This window comes from Johannesbaptistia floridana (assembly GCF_057440575.1).
The window spans coordinates 1-18,196 of the sequence record NZ_JALKVM010000155.1 but is presented as its reverse complement, the minus strand read 5'-3'; the positions used below and the strand labels follow the sequence as shown (position 1 = coordinate 18,196).

The window sequence follows — 18,196 nt, the reverse complement described above, 5'->3', positions numbered from 1 at the left end:
AGAAATGAACTTTTTCTGAGGTTAATTTAGTACATAAGTTCTGGTGCAAGATATGGGTAAGAAATTTTAGGGTTTGAGCCCTCTAGTCACTTTGAGAAATTGGGTAATTTAGAGTAATCTAAGGTGAGAAAAGAGCTTGAAACCGTTATTATCTCGTTACGCCCCTGAAGGTTTACGAATTATTATTCAGACCAATTGGCCAGAGGAGGAGTATTTAAAAGAGCTTTACTTAAAGAATTATGTATTTTGTTGTTAGTAGCTAAAATTCTCCCAGAATTAATATCTATAGGACTTTGGTCATAGGCGCTGACTTTGCCTCCTGCTTCTTTGACAACTACTATCCCTGCCGCAATATCCCAAACACTAAGACCTCTTTCCCAATAACCATCAAGGCGACCACAAGCCACATCAGTTAAATCTAGTGCCGCAGACCCACTGCGCCGCACTCCTTGAGTAAGATGGGTAAGATAACAAAATTCTGCATAATTGTTATCTTTGGTTTCACGGCGATCATAAGCAAAGCCAGATACCAGCAAGCTATCTGATAAATTGGTTGTTTCAGATACTTGTATTGAACTACGATTACAAGTAGCCCCTAAACCAGTAGCGGCTCTAAATAACTCTTGACGAAAGGGGTTATAAATAGCTCCTACTTTCGGCTCTCCTTCTATCAATAAACCTACAGAAACCGCCGCTATGGGATAACCGTGGGCATAATTAGTAGTCCCATCTAATGGATCAATTGCCCAAAGATAATCTTGATTTTGTGAGGCGATCGCCCCTGACTCTTCTGCTAAAATCGAATGTTTACTGAAATGGCGTCGAATAACTGATAATACTGCTTTTTCGGCTTTAGTGTCTATATCTGTTACTAAATCTCCTTTGCGTCCTTTTTCCTTGATTGTTTCTAATTTTCCCCAGGAATTTGCTAGTATAGCTCCACCTGCTAACACAGCTTCTGTCGCTATATCTAAAAAAATTGATAATTCTTCACCCTGATAATCATTCATCATTCTTTCAATCTCTTTAATATCTCCTAATCTTCTTCTAGAGGGAATCCGAAGCGAACTTTTCCTCTAGCGAAATGGCGCCCAAATTGCAGCTCATACACTTCATCTTCATCTTGTGTTTCTACTTCCAAATCCGAAGTAGGGTAGCTTACACACAGTAGGGCATAACCTTTTTCTTGTAGTTCTGGTGAAAGTCCCATTGCCTCTGGTTGGTATACTTGACCAGAATTTATTCTGGCAGCACAAGTTGTACAGGCACCATTACGACAAGAAAATGGCAGATCATAACCTTCAGCTTCAGCACTATGGAGTATATATCGATCCGTTGAAGCTAAAAAACTATAAATTTCTCCTTTTTGGCGATGTTTTACAGTTATTCTGTATTTTTGTATCATTTTAATTTAACAATAATGTTATTTCATGGAAATTTCCTCTCTTATTTTATCTTACTCGATTGCGTAATCGACAAATGCGTGATGCGATTAAAAAATAGAATAGTTCAGTTAGTTTATATGTCAAACACCTTTTTTTGTACTGCTATAGTAATATTTTAGCCTAATTTAGTTTGTACACTATTCACCTTCATCGCTTAAAACCTGTTTTAGCCACAATTTCTCCTGCTTGCTAAGAAAAGCACCAAATCTAGCTAAAGTAGCTTTTATCTTGTACCTTTTTGTCAATTGTAAACCTTGATGATTAACCGTTATATTGACTGCTCGTCGCTGCCACATAGAAGTATTAATTAATTTATTAAATAGATAAGTTTTGGCAATTATTTGTTCAGAGTCTATAGCTATATTTGTTGTTAAGAAAAGAGCCCTCAAAATATTAGGTCTATTTCTTCTATTTAAAAAGAATTTTAGAATTAAAATACTGACAATAAAATAAGTCATCCATTGTAAATCATTAGCAAGAAAAACCAGGGAAATATACATCAAAGCAACGACTATTACCAAATATAATAGTATATCTATAATAAACCAGATTAGCTGATGTTTAACGATTTTTAGTAGAGGAATTATATATATCGAGCTGATTAAACTAAACCAAATCCAGTTAAATACTGTACCTTTATAGTTGTACATAATCAAACTTAATCCTAGCCAGATAGAAGTTAGAGTTATCACCTCAGTAATTATGAATAAATACATCGAAATGTTTGATGAGAATTTAGCTTGATTAAAAAGCATTGGCAAAAAAGTTACCTTGATTCTGTCTTTTTCTGATATTATTTTCAGGGAACTGTATTTAACTAAATTTCTTTTACCTACTAATACTTCCCAAGCTTCTTGAGCATTAGCAAACCGATTAGTACTAATTGGATCTATGAGTTTTTCGATCCACTCGACAAACTTACTCGATATCTTCACTTTGGGGCAAAAATCAATTTTTAGTTTTTTTTGAGGAAGGTCTGTAGGATTATTTCCTGTCAGTAAAAATATTAAAGTTGCCCCTAATCCATATAAATCTGTAGCTAAATTAGCTCTGCCTTGGTATTGTTCTGGAGCCATATAACCATACGTACCAACTACCGTTTTAGCCGTAATTGTCTGGCGATAGGTGTCTTGAACTCCACGTTAAAATTGAAACTTTTATAGTAGCCGAAAACACCACAAAATCCCCCTAAGGCTAATCCTATCCCTAAAGCCACAGGAAACTAAGAATTTGATACCTTTGATTAAGTACAATGTCAACTATTTTTAATGGCATCATCTACTCCTTTGGCGATTCTGTGGCCAACAATTATGAAATACAGGAGGTTTTTTCAGTCTATTTGATTTGTGGAGATGCTATCTTTAAGTAGGTAGGGTGCGACCTGAAAAGTTGCATCCTACTTACTTTAAAGATAACATTGATTACAAAGCTTCCGGTACAATGTTGAAGAGCGATCGCTCTCTTTTTCCTTGGTATAAAAGATTACTGAAGTTTTTTTTTCTTTGTTTGTTCTTCTTTGTTTCAAACTTCAAATGTTATTGATTGATGACTTATTTTAAAAAAAGTAACAAAATATACAGTTTTTTTGGGGAAATGCTAAAATAAAAATAAATCAATCAGGAGAAAAACCATGAAATTGATATTCCGAGGAGTCAAATACGAAAAAGAGCCAATGACAGTCAATATAGTCGAAGGAGAAGTAGGGGGTAAATATAGAGGCTCATGTTGGAAAGCTCACCACTATAAAGAAAGATATCGTCGCCGTCAATCCTCCTCCTCTGAGTTGACTTATCGTGGCGCCCATTACCAACATTAAGTTTAAATCTAGATACTTTTTAACTGAGGAAATTAGCAGAGTAGGATTCTATAGGTATAAAGATTTGTGTAGTTGAGCACAAAAGCGAGAAATTTACTTGCTCACTCTTGTATGTACATATTTCCTAACTATAGAGCTATGGGCTAAGAGATAGAGAATTAAAAGATTGTTATTTATTGTCTTTTTCCATTTTTTGTTTGGCGAGTGCCTTCTGTGAATACATAAGTTATTGCTATAAAAATATAATTAGGAGTTTAAAAATGAAATTATCTTACCGTGGTGTTAAATACGATCAAGTTTCATCAACTATAGAATTTGACCAAAGAGAAATAGGCGGAAAATATAGAGGTCAGGTTTGGCATCACAAATACCCTAGACACATACCAGATATTAAACCAAAAATCTATCGACAATATAGAGGTGTAGCTTATAGCACTTGCCCTCTACCTCTTCAGCAAATACCCACTCCAGAAAAAGCTAAACCTTTAGCTTATGAAGGTTACTGTCTAATTAATTCTCAAAAAAAAATAACTGTTAATCAATCTGCTCATATTCATTTAGAAAATATCAGACGTAGTTTAGAACATAGATTAACTGTAGCTAAAGCTAGAGGAGATGAGCAACTTATTGATTTACTAGAGAAAGAATCAGCGCAATTGAGTTTATAACTCACTCACACAACTCCCATCAAAAAAATCAACTTTTTCTCGGGGTAATTTAGTACAAAAGTACTGGTTTTTGAGTGCGTTAGGCGGTAAGCGCCTAACGCACCATATATTTATAGTTTAATAAAAAGATATCACAAGAGAGTTAGGGAAGATTTCCAGATGTTTGTAATGTTTTTAATAAACTCTGACAACTGTCTAGAAGTAAATCTATAACTAATTCAAATCCCTCTCTTCCCCCATAATAAGGATCTGGTACATCTTTAACTGAATATTTTGTCGCAAAGTCACACATCAATTTAACTTTGTCACGATATTTTCCTTGAGGATCTAGATAAAGAATATCTTGATAGTTACTCCTATCCATAGCTAAAATTAGGTCAAATGCCTGAAAATCAGCCACTTCAAATTGTCTGGCTTTGCCAATTAGTTTAATACCCCTTGATTTAGCCACTTCAGTCATTCTTCTATCTGGAGGAGCGCCAAGATGATAGCTAGATGTACCAGCCGAGTCACAAAATATGGATTCTGTTAATCCAGCTTCTGCAACTAGCTTTTTCATAATGTTTTCTGCCGTAGGAGAGCGACAAATGTTCCCTAAACAAACAAAAAGTATGGCATAGGAAGTCATTTTATTTACACATTAATTTACATTAATTTACATATTAGGTAAATTCAAGCTACTAGTTAATTGTTCCATGCGCTCTTCCATATTTGCTTTGGATTTAGCATAACCGTCTTTTAGAGCAGTAGTTACTATCTCAGAGAGTTCTTCGGGGGTTTTTTCTAAAGCTTGAGGCTCAATTTTTACCCGGAGGGGCTCTTGGTTACCGCTCATCACGACGGTTACTAAGCCATCTGGGCTTTCTCCCTCTATTTCCATATTTTCTAGTTCTTCTTGTAGCTTTTTAGCATCTTCTTGCATTTGCTGAGCTTTTTGTAAAGCTGTGGCAAATTGTTTCATTTTGTTAATTCCGAAACCGAAGCCTTTACCTTCTTTATTCATAATCTCTAAACTTATTTTCTTAAATTATAATTGTACTTGAGATTTTACAGTCCTATTCTAATTATATCAAAGACTGGTTCCATATTATACTCAAGGATGTTAGATAGGTTTAAGAATCTAGGGTCAAAATTCCCCAAGAATTTGCACTTCTGTTTCTAAATTTATATTCCAGTTTTTAGCTACTGTAGCCTGTATATGATTAATTAATTGCCAAATATCCATGGCAGTAGCATGACCACAATTGAGGATAAAATTAGCGTGACGGTGGGCTACTTGGGCATCACCTATAGAATATCCTTTTAAGCCAGATTGCTCAATTAACCAGCCTGCTGCATAGTTTGGAGGATTACGAAAAACACTACCACAACTAGGGCGGTCGTAGGGCTGAGATTTGGTTCTCGTTTTCAGATTTTTATTAGTTATTTCTAGCATTTTTTCTTTGCCCCAACCTGACTCTAGTTTAAATGTTGCTTCTAAAACTAATTTATTTTGGTTTTGTAGTTTTGAGTAGCGATATTGATAGGCTAGATCTTCATTTTTGAGTATTTCTATTTGGCCATCAGATGAGATAATTTTTGTTGCCACTAGACAATCGGCAGTGGCTGCGCCGTGTGCTCCTGCATTCATCACTACAGCACCTCCTACAGTGCCGGGAATACCTACCGCCCACTCTAATCCTTTCCAGCCTCTTTTTGCTGCTTGCCAGGCAACTTTGGCAATTGGCTCTCCCGCCGCTACCGTTATTTGAGTTGTTTCTGTATCAAAGTTGCTGTGACGCCAGTAACGAGTGTTTAATACTAAGCCAGCAATTCCGCGATCGCTTATTAGTAAATTTGACCCCGCCCCCAATATAGTTAATGGTATTCTCTGTTTGTTATACCATTCCCATATTTTTTCTAATTCTGACCAATTTCTCGGTGCTGTATACCATTCTGCTTTTCCCCCCACTCGCAATGATGTTAACTCTGCTAGGGATATTTGGGGGTTAATTAACCTGTTTTTTGATTTATCGCCAGAATTTATTAGAGATATATTCATATATTTATTGAGCAATTAATTGAGGAATAACTTGATTAAGATTGCCTGCGCCTAAAAATAGTGCTAAATCTTTGTTTTGTAACTTGGTTTTCAAAAGCTCTGCTAAAGTTGATAAATCATCATGATAGATAACCTGATCATGATTTTGTTTAACTGCATCGGCTAGTGTTGCTCCAGTTATTTTTTGAGGGTTATTTTCTCCGGCGCCGTAAATATCTGTAATTATCACCAAATCTGCTTCAGCAAAAGCAGTAGCAAACTCTGTTAACAAGGCTTCAGTCCTACTATAGCGATGGGGTTGGAAAATCGCTATAATTCTGTTTACGGAGTTTGTTTCTACTTGCAGACGTGCCGCTTTTAGGGTAGCAGTAATCTCACTGGGGTGATGGGCATAATCGTCAACGAGAGTTGCTCCCATGTATTTACCTTTTACTTCAAAGCGTCTTTTAGCCCCGGTAAAATTGGCGATCGCCTCTGCGATTGTTTCAAAGTTTAACTCTAACTTTCTGCCTACAGCGATTGCTCCTAGAGCATTACTTATATTATGTTTCCCTGGAATTTGTAAATTTACTATTCCTAGATACTTGCCTTTTTCCCACACTTTAGCTTGGCTATATTTTCCCCTGTAAGTAATTTCTGTTGCTATGTAGTCTGCTTCCCTATAGGGATCTAAACTGTAACTTATCTCAGGTTTAATTTGCTCTCTAACTATTTGGCAATCTATGCAACCAATTAAAGTTTCACACTGGCGAGCAAATGTTTTAAATGTGGCGATTAATTCTTCTAAATTTTGATAATGATCTAGATGGTCCAATTCTATATTAGTGATTATGCCGATTTTAGGTACATGTTTAATCAAAGAGCCATCGGACTCATCAGCTTCTGCCACTAATAAATTTCCTTCTCCTAGACGAGCGTTACCGCCCCACTCCTTTACCTCTCCTCCTACAATAATGCTGGGATCTAAACCAGCTTTCAGGAGTAAATAACCAATTAAACTACTAGTAGTTGTTTTACCGTGGGTACCTGATACAGCGATACTATCATACTCTTGGATTAAAGCTGCCAATAAATCAGAGCGATGAAAAATTGGTAATCCTCTCTCAATGGCGGCTAGATATTCACTATTATGGTTACTAATTGCTGTTGACCAGATTATTTGAGGTGATTTAGGTACTTGTTCTAAATTACTTGCTTGTTGCTCACTAAAAATTTTTGCCCCTACTGATTGCAACTTTTCAGTGATATGATTCAGTCGAATATCAGAACCCGAGACAAGAAAACGACGCTTAGCTAGTATATAAGCGAGACCAGACATGCCAATCCCACCTATACCAATAAAATGAAATGATTTACCGTTAAAATCAACTGTTTGCACTTGTTTTGACTCCTCACACCTACAATGAGGTTAAATTATAAAGAACTAACCATCAAAGAATCTTCCTCAAATTTAGTGTAGCAATAATTATTTTTTCTTTGTTTATTAAATTTAGGGGATCGAATTGTTCATACTTTATTATATGATTGGGTTCATTAAGAAAAAATTAATTTAGACGTCAACATAGAGAGGGCAAGAAAATTGATTAGAGTAGCAATCAACGGGTTTGGACGTATTGGACGTAACTTTCTTCGATGCTGGGTAGGACGCAGCAACACTAATTTAGATGTAGTAGGGATCAATGATACTTCCGATCCAGCTACTAATGCTCATCTACTCAGATATGATTCTATGTTAGGCAAATTAGACGCCGAAATCGAATATGATGATAATTCTCTAACTGTCAACGGTAAAACCATTAAATGTGTTTCGGATCGCAATCCCCTAAATTTACCTTGGTCTGCTTGGGATGTTGATTTGATTATTGAATCTACTGGAGTATTCGTTACCGAAGAAGGAGCATCTAAACATTTGCAAGCAGGAGCGAAAAAAGTTTTAATTACAGCTCCAGGCAAAGGTGGTAATGTGGGAACTTTTGTAGTTGGAGTCAACGAAAAAGAATACAAGCACGAAGACTATAATGTAATTAGTAATGCTAGTTGTACAACTAACTGTTTAGCTCCAATAGTTAAAGTTATCAACGATCACTTTGGCATTATTAAAGGAACTATGACAACTACACACAGTTATACTGGGGACCAACGTTTACTAGATGCTAGTCATCGGGATTTACGTCGTGCTCGTGCTGCTGCCATGAATATTGTACCTACATCCACAGGTGCTGCTAAGGCTGTAGCCCTAGTTATTCCAGAAATGAAGGGTAAACTCAATGGTATCGCTTTGCGCGTACCCACTCCTAATGTTTCTGTGGTAGATTTAGTTGCTCAAGTAGAAAAAAGCACAATTACTGAACAAGTAAATGATGCTCTCCAAGAAGCTTCTGAGAAGTCTCTAAAAGGAATCCTCGCTTATAATGATTTACCTCTAGTTTCCTCTGACTTCCGAGGACATGATTGTTCTTCAATCGTCGATGCTAGTTTAACTATGGTAATGGGTGGAGATTTACTTAAAGTGGTAGCTTGGTATGATAATGAGTGGGGTTATTCTCAACGAGTTGTCGATCTCGCTGAAGTTGTAGCTGACAAGTGGCAATAATTTAAGTAAATAAGATTGGTGTGCAAGTAAAGATTTTATTTGCACATCAATAAAACTTATTTTGATAAGGCTCTACTTATTCTATGCTTTGTTCAACTCTATTTAAATTCCAAGGGGCAATATTAGGAAGTTTAATTCCTAATATTGGTCAAGAACAAGTCTGGCAAAATTTAGCTCTGAGTCAAGCCAATAGTTTAATTACCTCAGGCGCTATTAATTCAGAATTAATGACCACCAATAAGTTAGCTATTAGTCAACAGGCTTTAGCCAATCTACCTCTTATTCTTTTTTTTCACGATCAACCTCAATTTTTAACTCAAAAGCTTACTGCCCTAGTAGGGGAGCAAAATGTTGATTCAAGCTTGTTGCTTTGGGTTAGGGCGATGACTCTAGCTTTGCGCGATCGCCTATCTCCTCAGCATATACTCTCACAACTGCAACAATCTTCCCCTGATCCCTTTGTGCAAGCACAGTTAGAACAGCTACAGTTTTTTTCCAAGAGCAATTATTCAATTAACTTAGTAGCTAAACAACTATATAACCAAGAAAAAAATCTAGAAAAAATAGCAACAAACATGGCCATATACTGCTTCAGTGCCACACCCTATGATTATCTAACAGCAGTGAATAGAGCCAAAACAATTCCCCTAGCAGCAGCTTTAACAGGAGCATTAGTAGGGGCTTACCAGGGTTATGGGAGTATTCCTCTGCATCAGCGCCTTCATATTAACCGAGATACAAAACTGATGCAGATAAAAACAATGACCACCAAACTATACTCAGCTTGGTGTGGAGTAATTCAACCTCCTAGCTCGAATATAAGCTTAAATATAAAAGGATATCAACAAGTTGTAGCTTCTCCCCAAGTTTTACAACCACGTCCTCACCTAAAAATTATTTCTCAAAAACACTTAGATTAACTAAATTATGACTACTCAACTAGAATCTTCTACAAATTTATTTAGTCCTCTAAATATGGGCAAAATAACTCTCAAAAATCGGGTAGTAATGGCGCCATTAACTCGCGCCCGTGCGGGAGTTGAAAGAATTCCTAATGAAATGATGGCCCAATACTATCAACAGAGGGCTTCGGCTGGTTTAATTATTAGTGAAGCCACTGTAGTTTCGACTCAAGGAATTGGTTGGGAACAATCACCAGGGATTTATAATGAAGAACAGACAGAAGCTTGGAAACTTCCCTCAAATTCACGGTTATTCCGGCGTTCTAACTCATCAATCACATAACTAATATCTTGAGGACGATCAACAAATTCATTCAACAAAAACAACTCACGGGAAAACCCAGTCAATAAGGCTTGTTTTTGTTGTGCATCACTGCCAATATGCTGAACTAAGACCGCTACATAGCCATAAGAAGCTAATTGTTGCGCCCAGTGATCAAAATCTTCAGGTTGTGACCCTAAACCATGAGAAATCAGTACAACAGGGGTTTTTCCCTTGCGCCATCTTTGGGGTTGATAAACAATAACATTGAACGTGCGATCGCGCCTAGAATCGCTCAACAACCAAGTGTTGGGTTGAGAAATACCATAATTTCCTGGTTGAGTTAAGTTAGGCAAAGTAGAAAAGTCAATCGGATTATTTTGAGCATCTTCTGCGGTTAATCGCTCCATTTCTGCGAGTAACACCCTTGTTCCCCTATCTAAAGCTTCAATTAACCTAGCGGCGTTTTGTACTTCTTCTACGTCTATTTGCATATTGGTGGGTAATTGACGGAGAAAGTTGATCAGGGTCAACCCCTCCTCTTTATCTAATGCTGCGGTGATTAAGGCCCCTCTAATGGCATATTTCCCATTTCGTCCCCCCTGTATTTGCAATAAATAACCAATGCGAGTTAACAAGGCTTCTCCTGTGGGACTATTAAAGAAACGGGAGATATGAAGGGGATTTTCTAGGTTAACTGGTTTCTTTAAAGCATCTCGAAAGGCTTGTTGTTGTTCTAGGTTAGCATTTGCCGAGCGGAAATAAAAGCCTAAATCTTGATTGACTTCTCCTGTTTCGGCAAATTTTTCTAAAGACTCTATTCTTAAGGATAAATTGAGGGGACCAACGATAAAGAATAAGCGTTCAGCCGCTTTTAGGGGCAGGGATGTAACCAGGGATAACACTACTCCTAAGCTAAGAGAAGTTGTGAAATGGAATATCTTTTTACTCATAAGTAGGTGGGCTTAATTAAAAGTTAAAATGAGGTAAGAGAACAGCGGTGGGACTAGGTGCGAGGTTGACTCGCCTCTGGGAACGCTCACCCAGTAGATGACAGGGATGAGCGAAGTTGACTCACTCATGGTGAGATGTCCGTTCTACATTCTACATTCTACATTCTACATTTCACTACATCAGTAACTTTTCGTAGAGATGCTTTGATCTCAGTAAACGCTATCTTTCTAAATTACGTTTCATTTCTTCTAATTCGGCTTCAGTTTCCCACTCCCGAAATTTTATGTCTAGAGGATCATAATTTTTACTAATATTATTATCGTAATTTTTTGTATAATCCCATTTACTGGTAGCATTCCAGGTGTTATTTGTTGAAGTAGTTTTAGCAACTTCTTGAGTTTGAATCTTCTGTTTAACTTGAGCTTGTTTTTCTTGAATATCTTTCAGTAACTTTTTGCCTTGGGTAATTTGTTTTTTGATTCCTTCCATTTTTCCCCAAAGTAAATTCCCCTGGTATAGCAAGCTATTTTCTCTTTCTTGGGCTTTTTGGGCTAACTCCATTTCTCCCCGGGATTGGGCTTTTTTTACCCGGGAGTGCCACAATTGAATATCCTGAGCAACACTGAGAATATTTTGCTGTATGTTTTCTTGTTCCTTTTGTTGTTGAATAATTAACTTAAGTAAGTCTTTCTCTTGTTCTTTAAGTTGTTCTAGTAATGCTTTTGCTTCTAGAAGGGGATTTCCTTTGAGAAAATTATCTAGTTGGTCTTCGAGAAAGCGGTTAACCTTTTCAAATAAACTCATGTTTAAAATGCTTGTCCTACAGAAATAGTTTTTATTTGTTGCTGTTTTTGCACTAAAGCTTTTTCACTGACTATGTCAATGAGGGTCCACCCCGTATTACCTATGGTTTCACCAGGTTTTACTCTTTCAGTTACTCCATCATCGAGGGCAAAAAGAGCGATCGCGCTATCTTCTATTGTTAACCATCCTATCAGAATACAGTTAGTTTCTTTGGCTGTAGCGGCTATTGGTCCTGTTTCTACGTTAGGAGTGATATTTGGGGGTGGAGTCATTGCTGGTGGTGGTGGGGGAATTTCTGGTGGGGGTGGGGTAGGTTGAGCAATAATAGTCGGTGGTTGATAGAGTGGTAAGTATACTCTTTGTAACTCAGGTCTTCGCTTTTGTGGTTTTTGGGCAAAGTCTTCTGGTGTGGTTTGGGGGGTATTTTTGTCTCTATTTTTCTCTTGGTAATTAACTTGGCGGTCTATATTTTCCAGAGAATTTTGTAAGTAAGCTACAAATTCTTGATCTGCTAACTTGGTTTCTTTCGCTGATACAGAGATTAATTGTAAATTTAACCACGGTAGTTTGTTTTGACTTCCTAACCATCCGAGTACACCTATTAAATAGGTACAACTACAGATAAATAGAATTTTATCTAATTTAAGCATAATAGTTTTAATAATATAAAGTTTGAATAATTACAGTTTAACATTACTTGCTTGGTCAAAATTTGCCCTGGAAACTGCCGCAGTCAAAAAAGCTATCTTTTGTAAGCAACTCTGAAACCCTTGTATAGCAGGGAGCACCGGAGCACGGGAGCACCGGAGCACGGGAGCACCGGAGCACCGGAGCAGGGAGAAACTTTTTAAGTAAAATTACTTAATTCCCTAAATAATGTATTTTTTTATACATTATTTTCTTAAACAAAATCTGAAAAAGCACTCATTCACAAGTTGGTGTTTTTATCAAGTTTTATGTTAAGAAAGATGTTTATAAAGGATAGGTTAAAAAAGGAATCTACACTTCTTAGATTGAGATTAAGTAGCGATCGCCTACGGAGTTATCTTTAACAAATCACTATAGTTTATGTTATGTTAATTTTTGTGAATATATAATTAATTAAGCCAAGCAGGAGTAACACAAAACAATGTTAGCAGAAGTACCAGAAACTATACAAGGGATTCCAGAAAGTGTAAAAACTTGGTCACAATTTGGCCATCCAATTTTGATGTGGATTTTATTAGGAATTGCTGTTTATTCACTCTATACAGGAATACAGATTAGAAGGATTCGTAATGTTGATGCAGAAACTAGAAAAGAATTAGTAAGCAAAGGTTTTCAAGTTAAGCACCACCAACTAGGGTCAGTATTATTAGCCTTTATGGTATTAGGTACGATTGGGGGTATGGCAGTTACCTTTATAAACAATGGTAAACTGTTTTTTGGTCCCCACCTCTTAGTAGGATTAGGTATGACAGGTTTAATTGCTGTTTCTGCCTCTTTAGTACCATATATGCAAAAAGGGAATGGTTTTGCTCGCTATACTCATATTGCTCTCAATGTATCTCTATTAGGTTTATTTGGTTGGCAAGCAGTTAGTGGAATGCAAATCGTCCAAAAGATTCTGTCTAATTTATAGTTAACTAAAAAAATGGGAGTTATTTTACTCCCATTTGTGTTGATTAAATTTCTACTAAGTTTTTAACTAAGCTTTCAAATAATAATTTACCGTCAGTATTACCTAAAATATTACCTAAAAAAGGATCGGCTGCCCTTTCAGGATGAGGCATCATGCCTAAAACATTTTTGCGAGAATTGGTAATACCAGCAATATTAGATATGGAACCATTGGGGTTAGCATCAGGAGTAATATCACCCCTTGAGTTAGAATAGCGAAAAACAATTTGTTGATTGTCTTCTAACATGTTGAGAGTATCCTGATCAGCATAATAACGTCCTTCCCCATGGGCAATAGGTAAAGTAATTACTTGTTGATGGGTATATTTTGTGGTCCAAGGTAACTGGTTATTTTCTACACGCAAAGAAACGCGATCGCAGATAAAATGTAAATTAAGATTGCGAACTAAAGCGCCGGGTAACAGACCAACTTCGGTAAGAATTTGAAAACCATTACAAATACCCAGAACTAATTTACCTTGGTTAGCATGGTCAATAACACTGCCCATAATGGGAGAAAAGCGTGCGATCGCCCCACAGCGTAGATAATCTCCATAACTAAAACCACCGGGAATAATAATTACATCTAAATCATCTATATTAGTCTCTTGATGCCAAACTAGTCGAGTAGGGTATGATAAAATACCTTGAGTAACTGTAACTACGTCGCTATCGCAATTAGATCCAGGAAAAACAATAACGCCAAATTTCATAAAATTAGACAAGTACCAACCAAACAAATGATAACATGAATGAAGAAGACTTAAGCTTAATAGATAATCTTGAAAACTTAGATAGTCCTCTAGATTCTCTAGAAGCGATTGAAGAAGAGACAGCACCACCTCCTCCTAATCCCGAAGAGATGCTAAGGTTGTTGCAAAGTAATCATTCTAGCCAAAGAATTACTGCTGCTAGAGCATTTTGTGAAATCAAAGATGATCGAGCTATACCCTATCTTATCAATTTACTTCTTGATCCTTGTCCTTTAACTAGAGTCAGTGCTGCTTATGCTTTAGGAAGAAATACAACTCCTCAAGCAGTTGAACCCTTAATTAAGCTTTTACAAGAAGATTGGAATGGGTATGTGCGTAAGGGAGTAGTTTGGGCACTAGGAAATAATCACAACACTTTAGCTTTACAACCATTAATTAAAGCTTTAAGAACTGATATTGCGGCGGTAAGACTTTGGGCTGCTAGTAGTTTAGTGCAAATTGCTCAACTAAGCTATGAAAACTTAGTAGTAAGTGTACCCCCTTTGATTGAAGGCTTAAGAAGAGACCCTGTCGCTGCTGTGCGCAGTAATTGTGCCTGGGCTGTGGGACAAGTTTGTCGCGATTTACCCGCCAATGTTGTTTATGCTACAGCAATTGATGCTTTAATAGAATCTTTAGCGGAAGATGAAGACTTAGGAGTCAAAGAAGATGCTAAGTTAGCATTATTAAAAGTAGGCGATCCCCGAGGGTTAAAAATGATTGAAGAGTTAGAAGCCGAAGGCTGGATTTAAATCAAAAATGACAAGAATATTAATGGTATTGGGAGCAATCTTAGCAGGCTTAGCAGTAGCGGCAGGGGCTTTTGCCTCCCATGCTTTGCAGAAGCAACTGAGTGAAAGAGCTTTAGAAATTTTTGAAACAGGTACCAAGTATCAGATGTATCATGCCTTGGCAATTTTATTTGTAGCTTTAGCCTTATCTAGTTTAGAAACTGATTCTAATCTTCTGAAAGTAGCAGGATACGCTTTTATTGTTGGTATTGTCTTATTTTCTGGGAGTTTATACGCTTTGAGTTTAAGCGGAATTAGATTAATAGGTTTAATCACACCTATAGGGGGTATAGCTTTTTTAATCGGTTGGGGTTGTCTTGCCTTTGCAGTTTTGCAGTTAAAAAATATATAAAAATTTACATAAATTTTAATTTAAACAAAAAGGCAATATAAAGCAATTGTGGAAAAGCTTTCGAGGCGATAAAGTCAAATTGACTACTGTGCTAATTTAAAAAGTAAGGGAGGCTAGTGTATACGCAATTATCACACTTATTTAGTCTTATGTTTAGCGCAACAAAAAAAGAAAATCACAACTTTCCCGCAACTGAATCAGATACTCAATCAGCTTGGCAAGAATTCACAACTGGTAAATGGACAAAAGAAGTTAATGTCAGAGATTTTATTCAAAAAAATTATACTCCATATACTGGGGATGAATCTTTTTTAACTCCTGCAACTAAAGCAACAGAAACTCTTTGGGATGAAGTAAAAGAGTTGATGCGTCAAGAAAGAGAAAAAGGAATTTTAGACGTAGAAACCAAAATACCTTCAAGTATCACAGCTTATGGTCCAGGTTATATATCCCAAGATTTAGAAAAAATTGTCGGCTTGCAAACAGATAAACCTCTAAAACGGGGAATTATGCCCTATGGAGGTATTCGGGTAGTTTATAAATCTTTACAAGCTTATGGTTATGAATTAGAAGCAGAAACTAAAGAGATTTTTACTAAATATCGTAAAACTCATAACGATGGTGTTTTTGATGCTTATACCACCGAAATGCGCAAAGCGCGACACTCAGGTATCATAACTGGATTGCCAGATTCCTATGGTCGTGGTCGCATTATTGGTGACTATCGCCGAGTGGCTTTGTATGGAGTAGATTTTCTCATCGAAGACAAAAAGGCACAATTGTTGTCTTTAGAATATGATTTCATGGATGAATCGGTAATTCGTCTCCGAGAAGAAATTTCTGAACAAATTAGAGCCCTCGCTGAGTTGAAACTATTGGGTGAGAGTTATGGCTTTGATATTAGTAAACCCGCCGCTAATGCTCAAGAAGCTGTACAGTGGACATATTTGGGTTACCTAGCTGCTGTAAAAGAACAAAATGGTGCAGCCATGTCTCTAGGACGGATTTCTAATTTCTTGGATATCTACATTACTAGAGATTTAGAACGAGGTGTGATGACAGAAACTGAAGCCCAGGAATTAATTGACCATTTGGTGATGAAACTACGGATGGTGCGCTTCTTACGAGCACCTGAATATAATCAACTGTTCGCCGCCGATCCTGTCTGGATTACAGAAGTAATTGGAGGTATGGGAGTAGATGGACGCCCTCTAGTAACTAAAAATAGCTTCCGCTTCTTACACACTCTCTATAATTTAGGACCAGCTCCTGAACCTAATTTAACTATACTCTGGTCAGAACAACTACCAGTAGGTTTTAAAAACTATTGTGCTAAGGTGTCAATCGATACAAGCTCAATTCAATACGAAAATGATGACCTCATGCGTCCAGAATTGGGAGATGATTATGCGATCGCCTGTTGTGTCTCAGCTATGAAAATAGGTAAACAGATGCAATTTTTCGGCGCCCGCGTGAATATGGCTAAGGCTTTACTATATGCCATCAATGGTGGTAAAGATGAAAAATCAGGAGAACAAATCGCTCCTCCCTATGCCCCAGTTACCGGAGAATATCTCGACTATGATGAAGTAACTGCTAAATTTGACCTGTTGATGGATTGGTTAGCTAAACTATACGTAAATAGCCTAAATGTCATACACTATATGCACGATAAATACTGTTATGAACGCATAGAAATGGCTCTACATGACAGAGATGTATACAGAACTATGGCCTGTGGTATGGCGGGACTATCGGTAGTGGGAGACGCTTTAGCGGCAATTAAATATAGTAAAGTAAAAGTAATCCGTGATGAAAATGGCCTAGCGGTAGATTATCAAGTAGAAGGAGATTATCCTAAATTCGGGAACAATGATGATCGCGTTGATGAAATAACCACGGCAGTTTTAACCGGATTTATGAACAAAATCCGCAAAAATAAAACCTATCGCGATGCTGTACCCACTCAATCAATATTAACTATAACTTCTAATGTGGTGTATGGGAAGAAAACAGGTAACACTCCAGATGGACGTAAAGCCGGAGAACCCTTCGCACCCGGGGCAAATCCAATGCACGAAAGGGATACAAAAGGGGCGATCGCTTCTATGTCTTCTATAGCTAAGTTACCCTACGAACATTCTCAAGATGGTATCTCCTATACTTTCTCTATTGTTCCTCAAGCCTTGGGTAAAGCCGATGAAGACAAAGTTAATAACCTCGTAGGAATTTTAGATGCCTATTTCCATGAAACAGGACATCATATTAACATCAATGTACTCAACCGTGAAACCTTGATTGATGCCATGAATCGTCCTGAAGAATATCCCCAATTAACAATTCGGTATCTGGTTATGCCGTTAACTTCATCAAACTCAATCGTGAACAACAACTAGATGTAATTAATCGAACCTTCCACGAACGCATCTAAGTTCAGATCTTGTATCTGATGTAAAAAATAAGTAAATAAAAATAGTTACCTACACACTTTTTTCTCAGTGTGTAGGTAAACTGCAAATAGAGTTATAAATAATAGTTTTTTATGGTATCCCAAAAATCTACACTCAAAGAAAATTCAATAAGAGGAAGGATTCACTCTGTAGAAACTTGTAGCACAGTAGACGGCCCAGGCATTCGCTATGTAATTTTTACCCAAGGATGTCCCTTAAGATGTCTATACTGCCATAATCCTGACTGTAAAACTCCAGAAGGGGGCTAAATACAGTTGAAAAATATTTACTCATTACTGCTAAAACTTGCTCATTTGATTAGCTAAATAGTCATAATGGGGAATTTTTAGTCGGTTGACAATTAGGGACAAAGGGATAATTGAGACATAATTACTGTGTTTTCCCCTTGATGATAAGTCGTTTAGTGCGCTATTAGAGAAAATCTCGACCAACTATTGTTTAGCAATGATATAATAGTGAAAGATTACCGCAGACCATCAAGACTGCTTTATCTGTGAAGGATAGGGCACATCTATGGCGCGTGTATTATCAACTAAATAAACTATTTAAAGCTGAACTTGGATACATAAATAGGAATACCTTTTATCGTATGGAAGTGTACCCTAACTGGGCATGTAAGGTCTACG

At 37.0% G+C, this 18,196-nt stretch carries 18 protein-coding genes and 3 pseudogenes; 10 read left to right on the top strand and 11 right to left on the bottom strand.

What is annotated here, in order from left to right; all coding sequences use genetic code 11:
• Positions 1–182 precede the first annotated feature (182 nt).
• From MW688_RS10675 to MW688_RS10665, 3 genes are all read right to left on the bottom strand, one after another.
• The gene (locus tag MW688_RS10675; protein ID WP_486735963.1) at positions 183–1,010 is read right to left on the bottom strand and encodes an inositol monophosphatase family protein; all 828 of its coding nucleotides are present in this window, start codon (positions 1,008–1,010) and stop codon (positions 183–185) included.
• Between the two features lie 26 nt (positions 1,011–1,036).
• Positions 1,037–1,405: a 2Fe-2S iron-sulfur cluster-binding protein gene (locus tag MW688_RS10670; RefSeq protein ID WP_486735961.1), complete on the bottom strand. Its 369-nt coding sequence runs from the start codon at positions 1,403–1,405 to the stop codon at positions 1,037–1,039.
• Positions 1,406–1,582: 177 nt separating this feature from the next.
• Positions 1,583–2,521, bottom strand: a complete 939-nt coding sequence (locus MW688_RS10665) for a hypothetical protein (protein ID WP_486735960.1) — start codon at positions 2,519–2,521, stop codon at positions 1,583–1,585.
• Positions 2,522–3,075: 554 nt separating this feature from the next.
• Here MW688_RS10665 and MW688_RS10660 point away from each other — a divergent pair.
• On the top strand, positions 3,076–3,261 hold the full coding sequence (locus MW688_RS10660; RefSeq protein ID WP_486735959.1) for a DUF4278 domain-containing protein: 186 nt from the start codon (positions 3,076–3,078) through the stop codon (positions 3,259–3,261).
• Between the two features lie 260 nt (positions 3,262–3,521).
• Positions 3,522–3,929, top strand: a complete 408-nt coding sequence (gene pirA / locus MW688_RS10655; RefSeq protein WP_486735958.1) for an arginine synthesis PII-interacting regulator PirA — start codon at positions 3,522–3,524, stop codon at positions 3,927–3,929.
• Between the two features lie 142 nt (positions 3,930–4,071).
• Here the strand turns inward: pirA and MW688_RS10650 are convergent, their stop codons facing one another.
• The 4 genes from MW688_RS10650 to murC all read right to left on the bottom strand — a co-directional run bounded on the left by MW688_RS10650 (position 4,072) and on the right by murC (position 7,288).
• Positions 4,072–4,557 carry a low molecular weight protein-tyrosine-phosphatase gene (locus MW688_RS10650; RefSeq protein ID WP_486735957.1) on the bottom strand — a complete coding sequence of 162 codons (486 nt, stop codon included), beginning with the start codon at positions 4,555–4,557 and terminating at the stop codon, positions 4,072–4,074.
• Between the two features lie 27 nt (positions 4,558–4,584).
• Entirely contained in the window at positions 4,585–4,932 is a 348-nt protein-coding gene (locus MW688_RS10645) for a YbaB/EbfC family nucleoid-associated protein (protein WP_486735956.1), read from the bottom strand.
• Between the two features lie 123 nt (positions 4,933–5,055).
• On the bottom strand, positions 5,056–5,970 hold the full coding sequence (gene murB, locus MW688_RS10640; protein WP_486735955.1) for a UDP-N-acetylmuramate dehydrogenase: 915 nt from the start codon (positions 5,968–5,970) through the stop codon (positions 5,056–5,058).
• A 4-nt stretch (positions 5,971–5,974) separates the two neighbouring features.
• Positions 5,975–7,288 (bottom strand): UDP-N-acetylmuramate--L-alanine ligase, encoded by a 1,314-nt coding sequence (gene murC, locus MW688_RS10635; protein WP_486735962.1) that lies wholly within the window; start codon positions 7,286–7,288, stop codon positions 5,975–5,977.
• 261 nt (positions 7,289–7,549) lie between these two features.
• On the opposite strand from murC, the gene MW688_RS10630 reads away from it, so the two are divergent.
• The 3 genes and pseudogenes from MW688_RS10630 to MW688_RS10620 all read left to right on the top strand — a co-directional run.
• Positions 7,550–8,563, top strand: coding sequence for a type I glyceraldehyde-3-phosphate dehydrogenase (locus MW688_RS10630; protein WP_486735954.1), 1,014 nt, complete (start codon positions 7,550–7,552; stop codon positions 8,561–8,563).
• A gap of 83 nt (positions 8,564–8,646) precedes the next feature.
• Entirely contained in the window at positions 8,647–9,483 is an 837-nt protein-coding gene (locus tag MW688_RS10625; protein WP_486735953.1) for a hypothetical protein, read from the top strand.
• 7 nt (positions 9,484–9,490) lie between these two features.
• Positions 9,491–9,760 (top strand): annotated as a pseudogene (locus tag MW688_RS10620) (oxidoreductase); the annotation flags it as partial.
• On the opposite strand, the gene MW688_RS10615 reads toward MW688_RS10620, so the two are convergent.
• From MW688_RS10615 to MW688_RS10605, 3 genes are all read right to left on the bottom strand, one after another.
• The gene (locus tag MW688_RS10615) at positions 9,727–10,740 is read right to left on the bottom strand and encodes an alpha/beta hydrolase (RefSeq protein ID WP_486735952.1); all 1,014 of its coding nucleotides are present in this window, start codon (positions 10,738–10,740) and stop codon (positions 9,727–9,729) included. The pseudogene MW688_RS10620 and the gene MW688_RS10615 sit on opposite strands and share 34 nt — an antisense overlap.
• A gap of 220 nt (positions 10,741–10,960) precedes the next feature.
• Positions 10,961–11,545 (bottom strand): TIGR04376 family protein, encoded by a 585-nt coding sequence (locus MW688_RS10610; RefSeq protein ID WP_486735951.1) that lies wholly within the window; start codon positions 11,543–11,545, stop codon positions 10,961–10,963.
• 2 nt (positions 11,546–11,547) lie between these two features.
• Positions 11,548–12,195: a hypothetical protein gene (locus tag MW688_RS10605; RefSeq protein WP_486735950.1), complete on the bottom strand. Its 648-nt coding sequence runs from the start codon at positions 12,193–12,195 to the stop codon at positions 11,548–11,550.
• 479 nt (positions 12,196–12,674) lie between these two features.
• On the opposite strand from MW688_RS10605, the gene MW688_RS10600 reads away from it, so the two are divergent.
• Positions 12,675–13,166, top strand: a complete 492-nt coding sequence (locus MW688_RS10600) for a DUF4079 domain-containing protein (RefSeq protein ID WP_486735949.1) — start codon at positions 12,675–12,677, stop codon at positions 13,164–13,166.
• A gap of 43 nt (positions 13,167–13,209) precedes the next feature.
• On the opposite strand, the gene purQ is transcribed toward MW688_RS10600, so the two are convergent.
• Positions 13,210–13,917: a phosphoribosylformylglycinamidine synthase subunit PurQ gene (purQ, locus tag MW688_RS10595; RefSeq protein ID WP_486735948.1), complete on the bottom strand. Its 708-nt coding sequence runs from the start codon at positions 13,915–13,917 to the stop codon at positions 13,210–13,212.
• A 35-nt stretch (positions 13,918–13,952) separates the two neighbouring features.
• On the opposite strand from purQ, the gene MW688_RS10590 reads away from it, so the two are divergent.
• The 4 genes and pseudogenes from MW688_RS10590 to MW688_RS10575 form a co-directional block, all read left to right on the top strand.
• Positions 13,953–14,708: a HEAT repeat domain-containing protein gene (locus MW688_RS10590; protein WP_486735947.1), complete on the top strand. Its 756-nt coding sequence runs from the start codon at positions 13,953–13,955 to the stop codon at positions 14,706–14,708.
• Positions 14,709–14,715: 7 nt separating this feature from the next.
• Complete coding sequence (locus MW688_RS10585; protein ID WP_486735945.1) at positions 14,716–15,099, top strand: DUF423 domain-containing protein; 384 nt, start codon at positions 14,716–14,718, stop codon at positions 15,097–15,099.
• Positions 15,100–15,248: 149 nt separating this feature from the next.
• Positions 15,249–17,530: pseudogene (pflB, locus tag MW688_RS10580) on the top strand (formate C-acetyltransferase).
• A 111-nt stretch (positions 17,531–17,641) separates the two neighbouring features.
• Positions 17,642–17,815 (top strand): annotated as a pseudogene (locus MW688_RS10575) (4Fe-4S cluster-binding domain-containing protein); the annotation flags it as partial.
• Positions 17,816–18,196: the final 381 nt, after the last annotated feature.

Excerpts from the sequence above, each read along its gene's own strand:
- MW688_RS10675 (WP_486735963.1), bottom strand. The coding sequence starts at position 1,010 with ATGAATGATTATCAGGGTGAAGAATTATCAATTTTTTTAGATATAGCG.
- MW688_RS10670 (WP_486735961.1), bottom strand. The coding sequence starts at position 1,405 with ATGATACAAAAATACAGAATAACTGTAAAACATCGCCAAAAAGGAGAA.
- MW688_RS10665 (WP_486735960.1), bottom strand. The coding sequence starts at position 2,521 with ATGGCTCCAGAACAATACCAAGGCAGAGCTAATTTAGCTACAGATTTA.
- MW688_RS10660 (WP_486735959.1), top strand. The coding sequence starts at position 3,076 with ATGAAATTGATATTCCGAGGAGTCAAATACGAAAAAGAGCCAATGACA.
- pirA (WP_486735958.1), top strand. The coding sequence starts at position 3,522 with ATGAAATTATCTTACCGTGGTGTTAAATACGATCAAGTTTCATCAACT.
- MW688_RS10650 (WP_486735957.1), bottom strand. The coding sequence starts at position 4,557 with ATGACTTCCTATGCCATACTTTTTGTTTGTTTAGGGAACATTTGTCGC.
- MW688_RS10645 (WP_486735956.1), bottom strand. The coding sequence starts at position 4,932 with ATGAATAAAGAAGGTAAAGGCTTCGGTTTCGGAATTAACAAAATGAAA.
- murB (WP_486735955.1), bottom strand. The coding sequence starts at position 5,970 with ATGAATATATCTCTAATAAATTCTGGCGATAAATCAAAAAACAGGTTA.
- murC (WP_486735962.1), bottom strand. The coding sequence starts at position 7,288 with ATGTCTGGTCTCGCTTATATACTAGCTAAGCGTCGTTTTCTTGTCTCG.
- MW688_RS10625 (WP_486735953.1), top strand. The coding sequence starts at position 8,647 with ATGCTTTGTTCAACTCTATTTAAATTCCAAGGGGCAATATTAGGAAGT.
- MW688_RS10615 (WP_486735952.1), bottom strand. The coding sequence starts at position 10,740 with ATGAGTAAAAAGATATTCCATTTCACAACTTCTCTTAGCTTAGGAGTA.
- MW688_RS10610 (WP_486735951.1), bottom strand. The coding sequence starts at position 11,545 with ATGAGTTTATTTGAAAAGGTTAACCGCTTTCTCGAAGACCAACTAGAT.
- MW688_RS10605 (WP_486735950.1), bottom strand. The coding sequence starts at position 12,195 with ATGCTTAAATTAGATAAAATTCTATTTATCTGTAGTTGTACCTATTTA.
- MW688_RS10600 (WP_486735949.1), top strand. The coding sequence starts at position 12,675 with ATGTTAGCAGAAGTACCAGAAACTATACAAGGGATTCCAGAAAGTGTA.
- purQ (WP_486735948.1), bottom strand. The coding sequence starts at position 13,917 with ATGAAATTTGGCGTTATTGTTTTTCCTGGATCTAATTGCGATAGCGAC.
- MW688_RS10590 (WP_486735947.1), top strand. The coding sequence starts at position 13,953 with ATGAATGAAGAAGACTTAAGCTTAATAGATAATCTTGAAAACTTAGAT.
- MW688_RS10585 (WP_486735945.1), top strand. The coding sequence starts at position 14,716 with ATGACAAGAATATTAATGGTATTGGGAGCAATCTTAGCAGGCTTAGCA.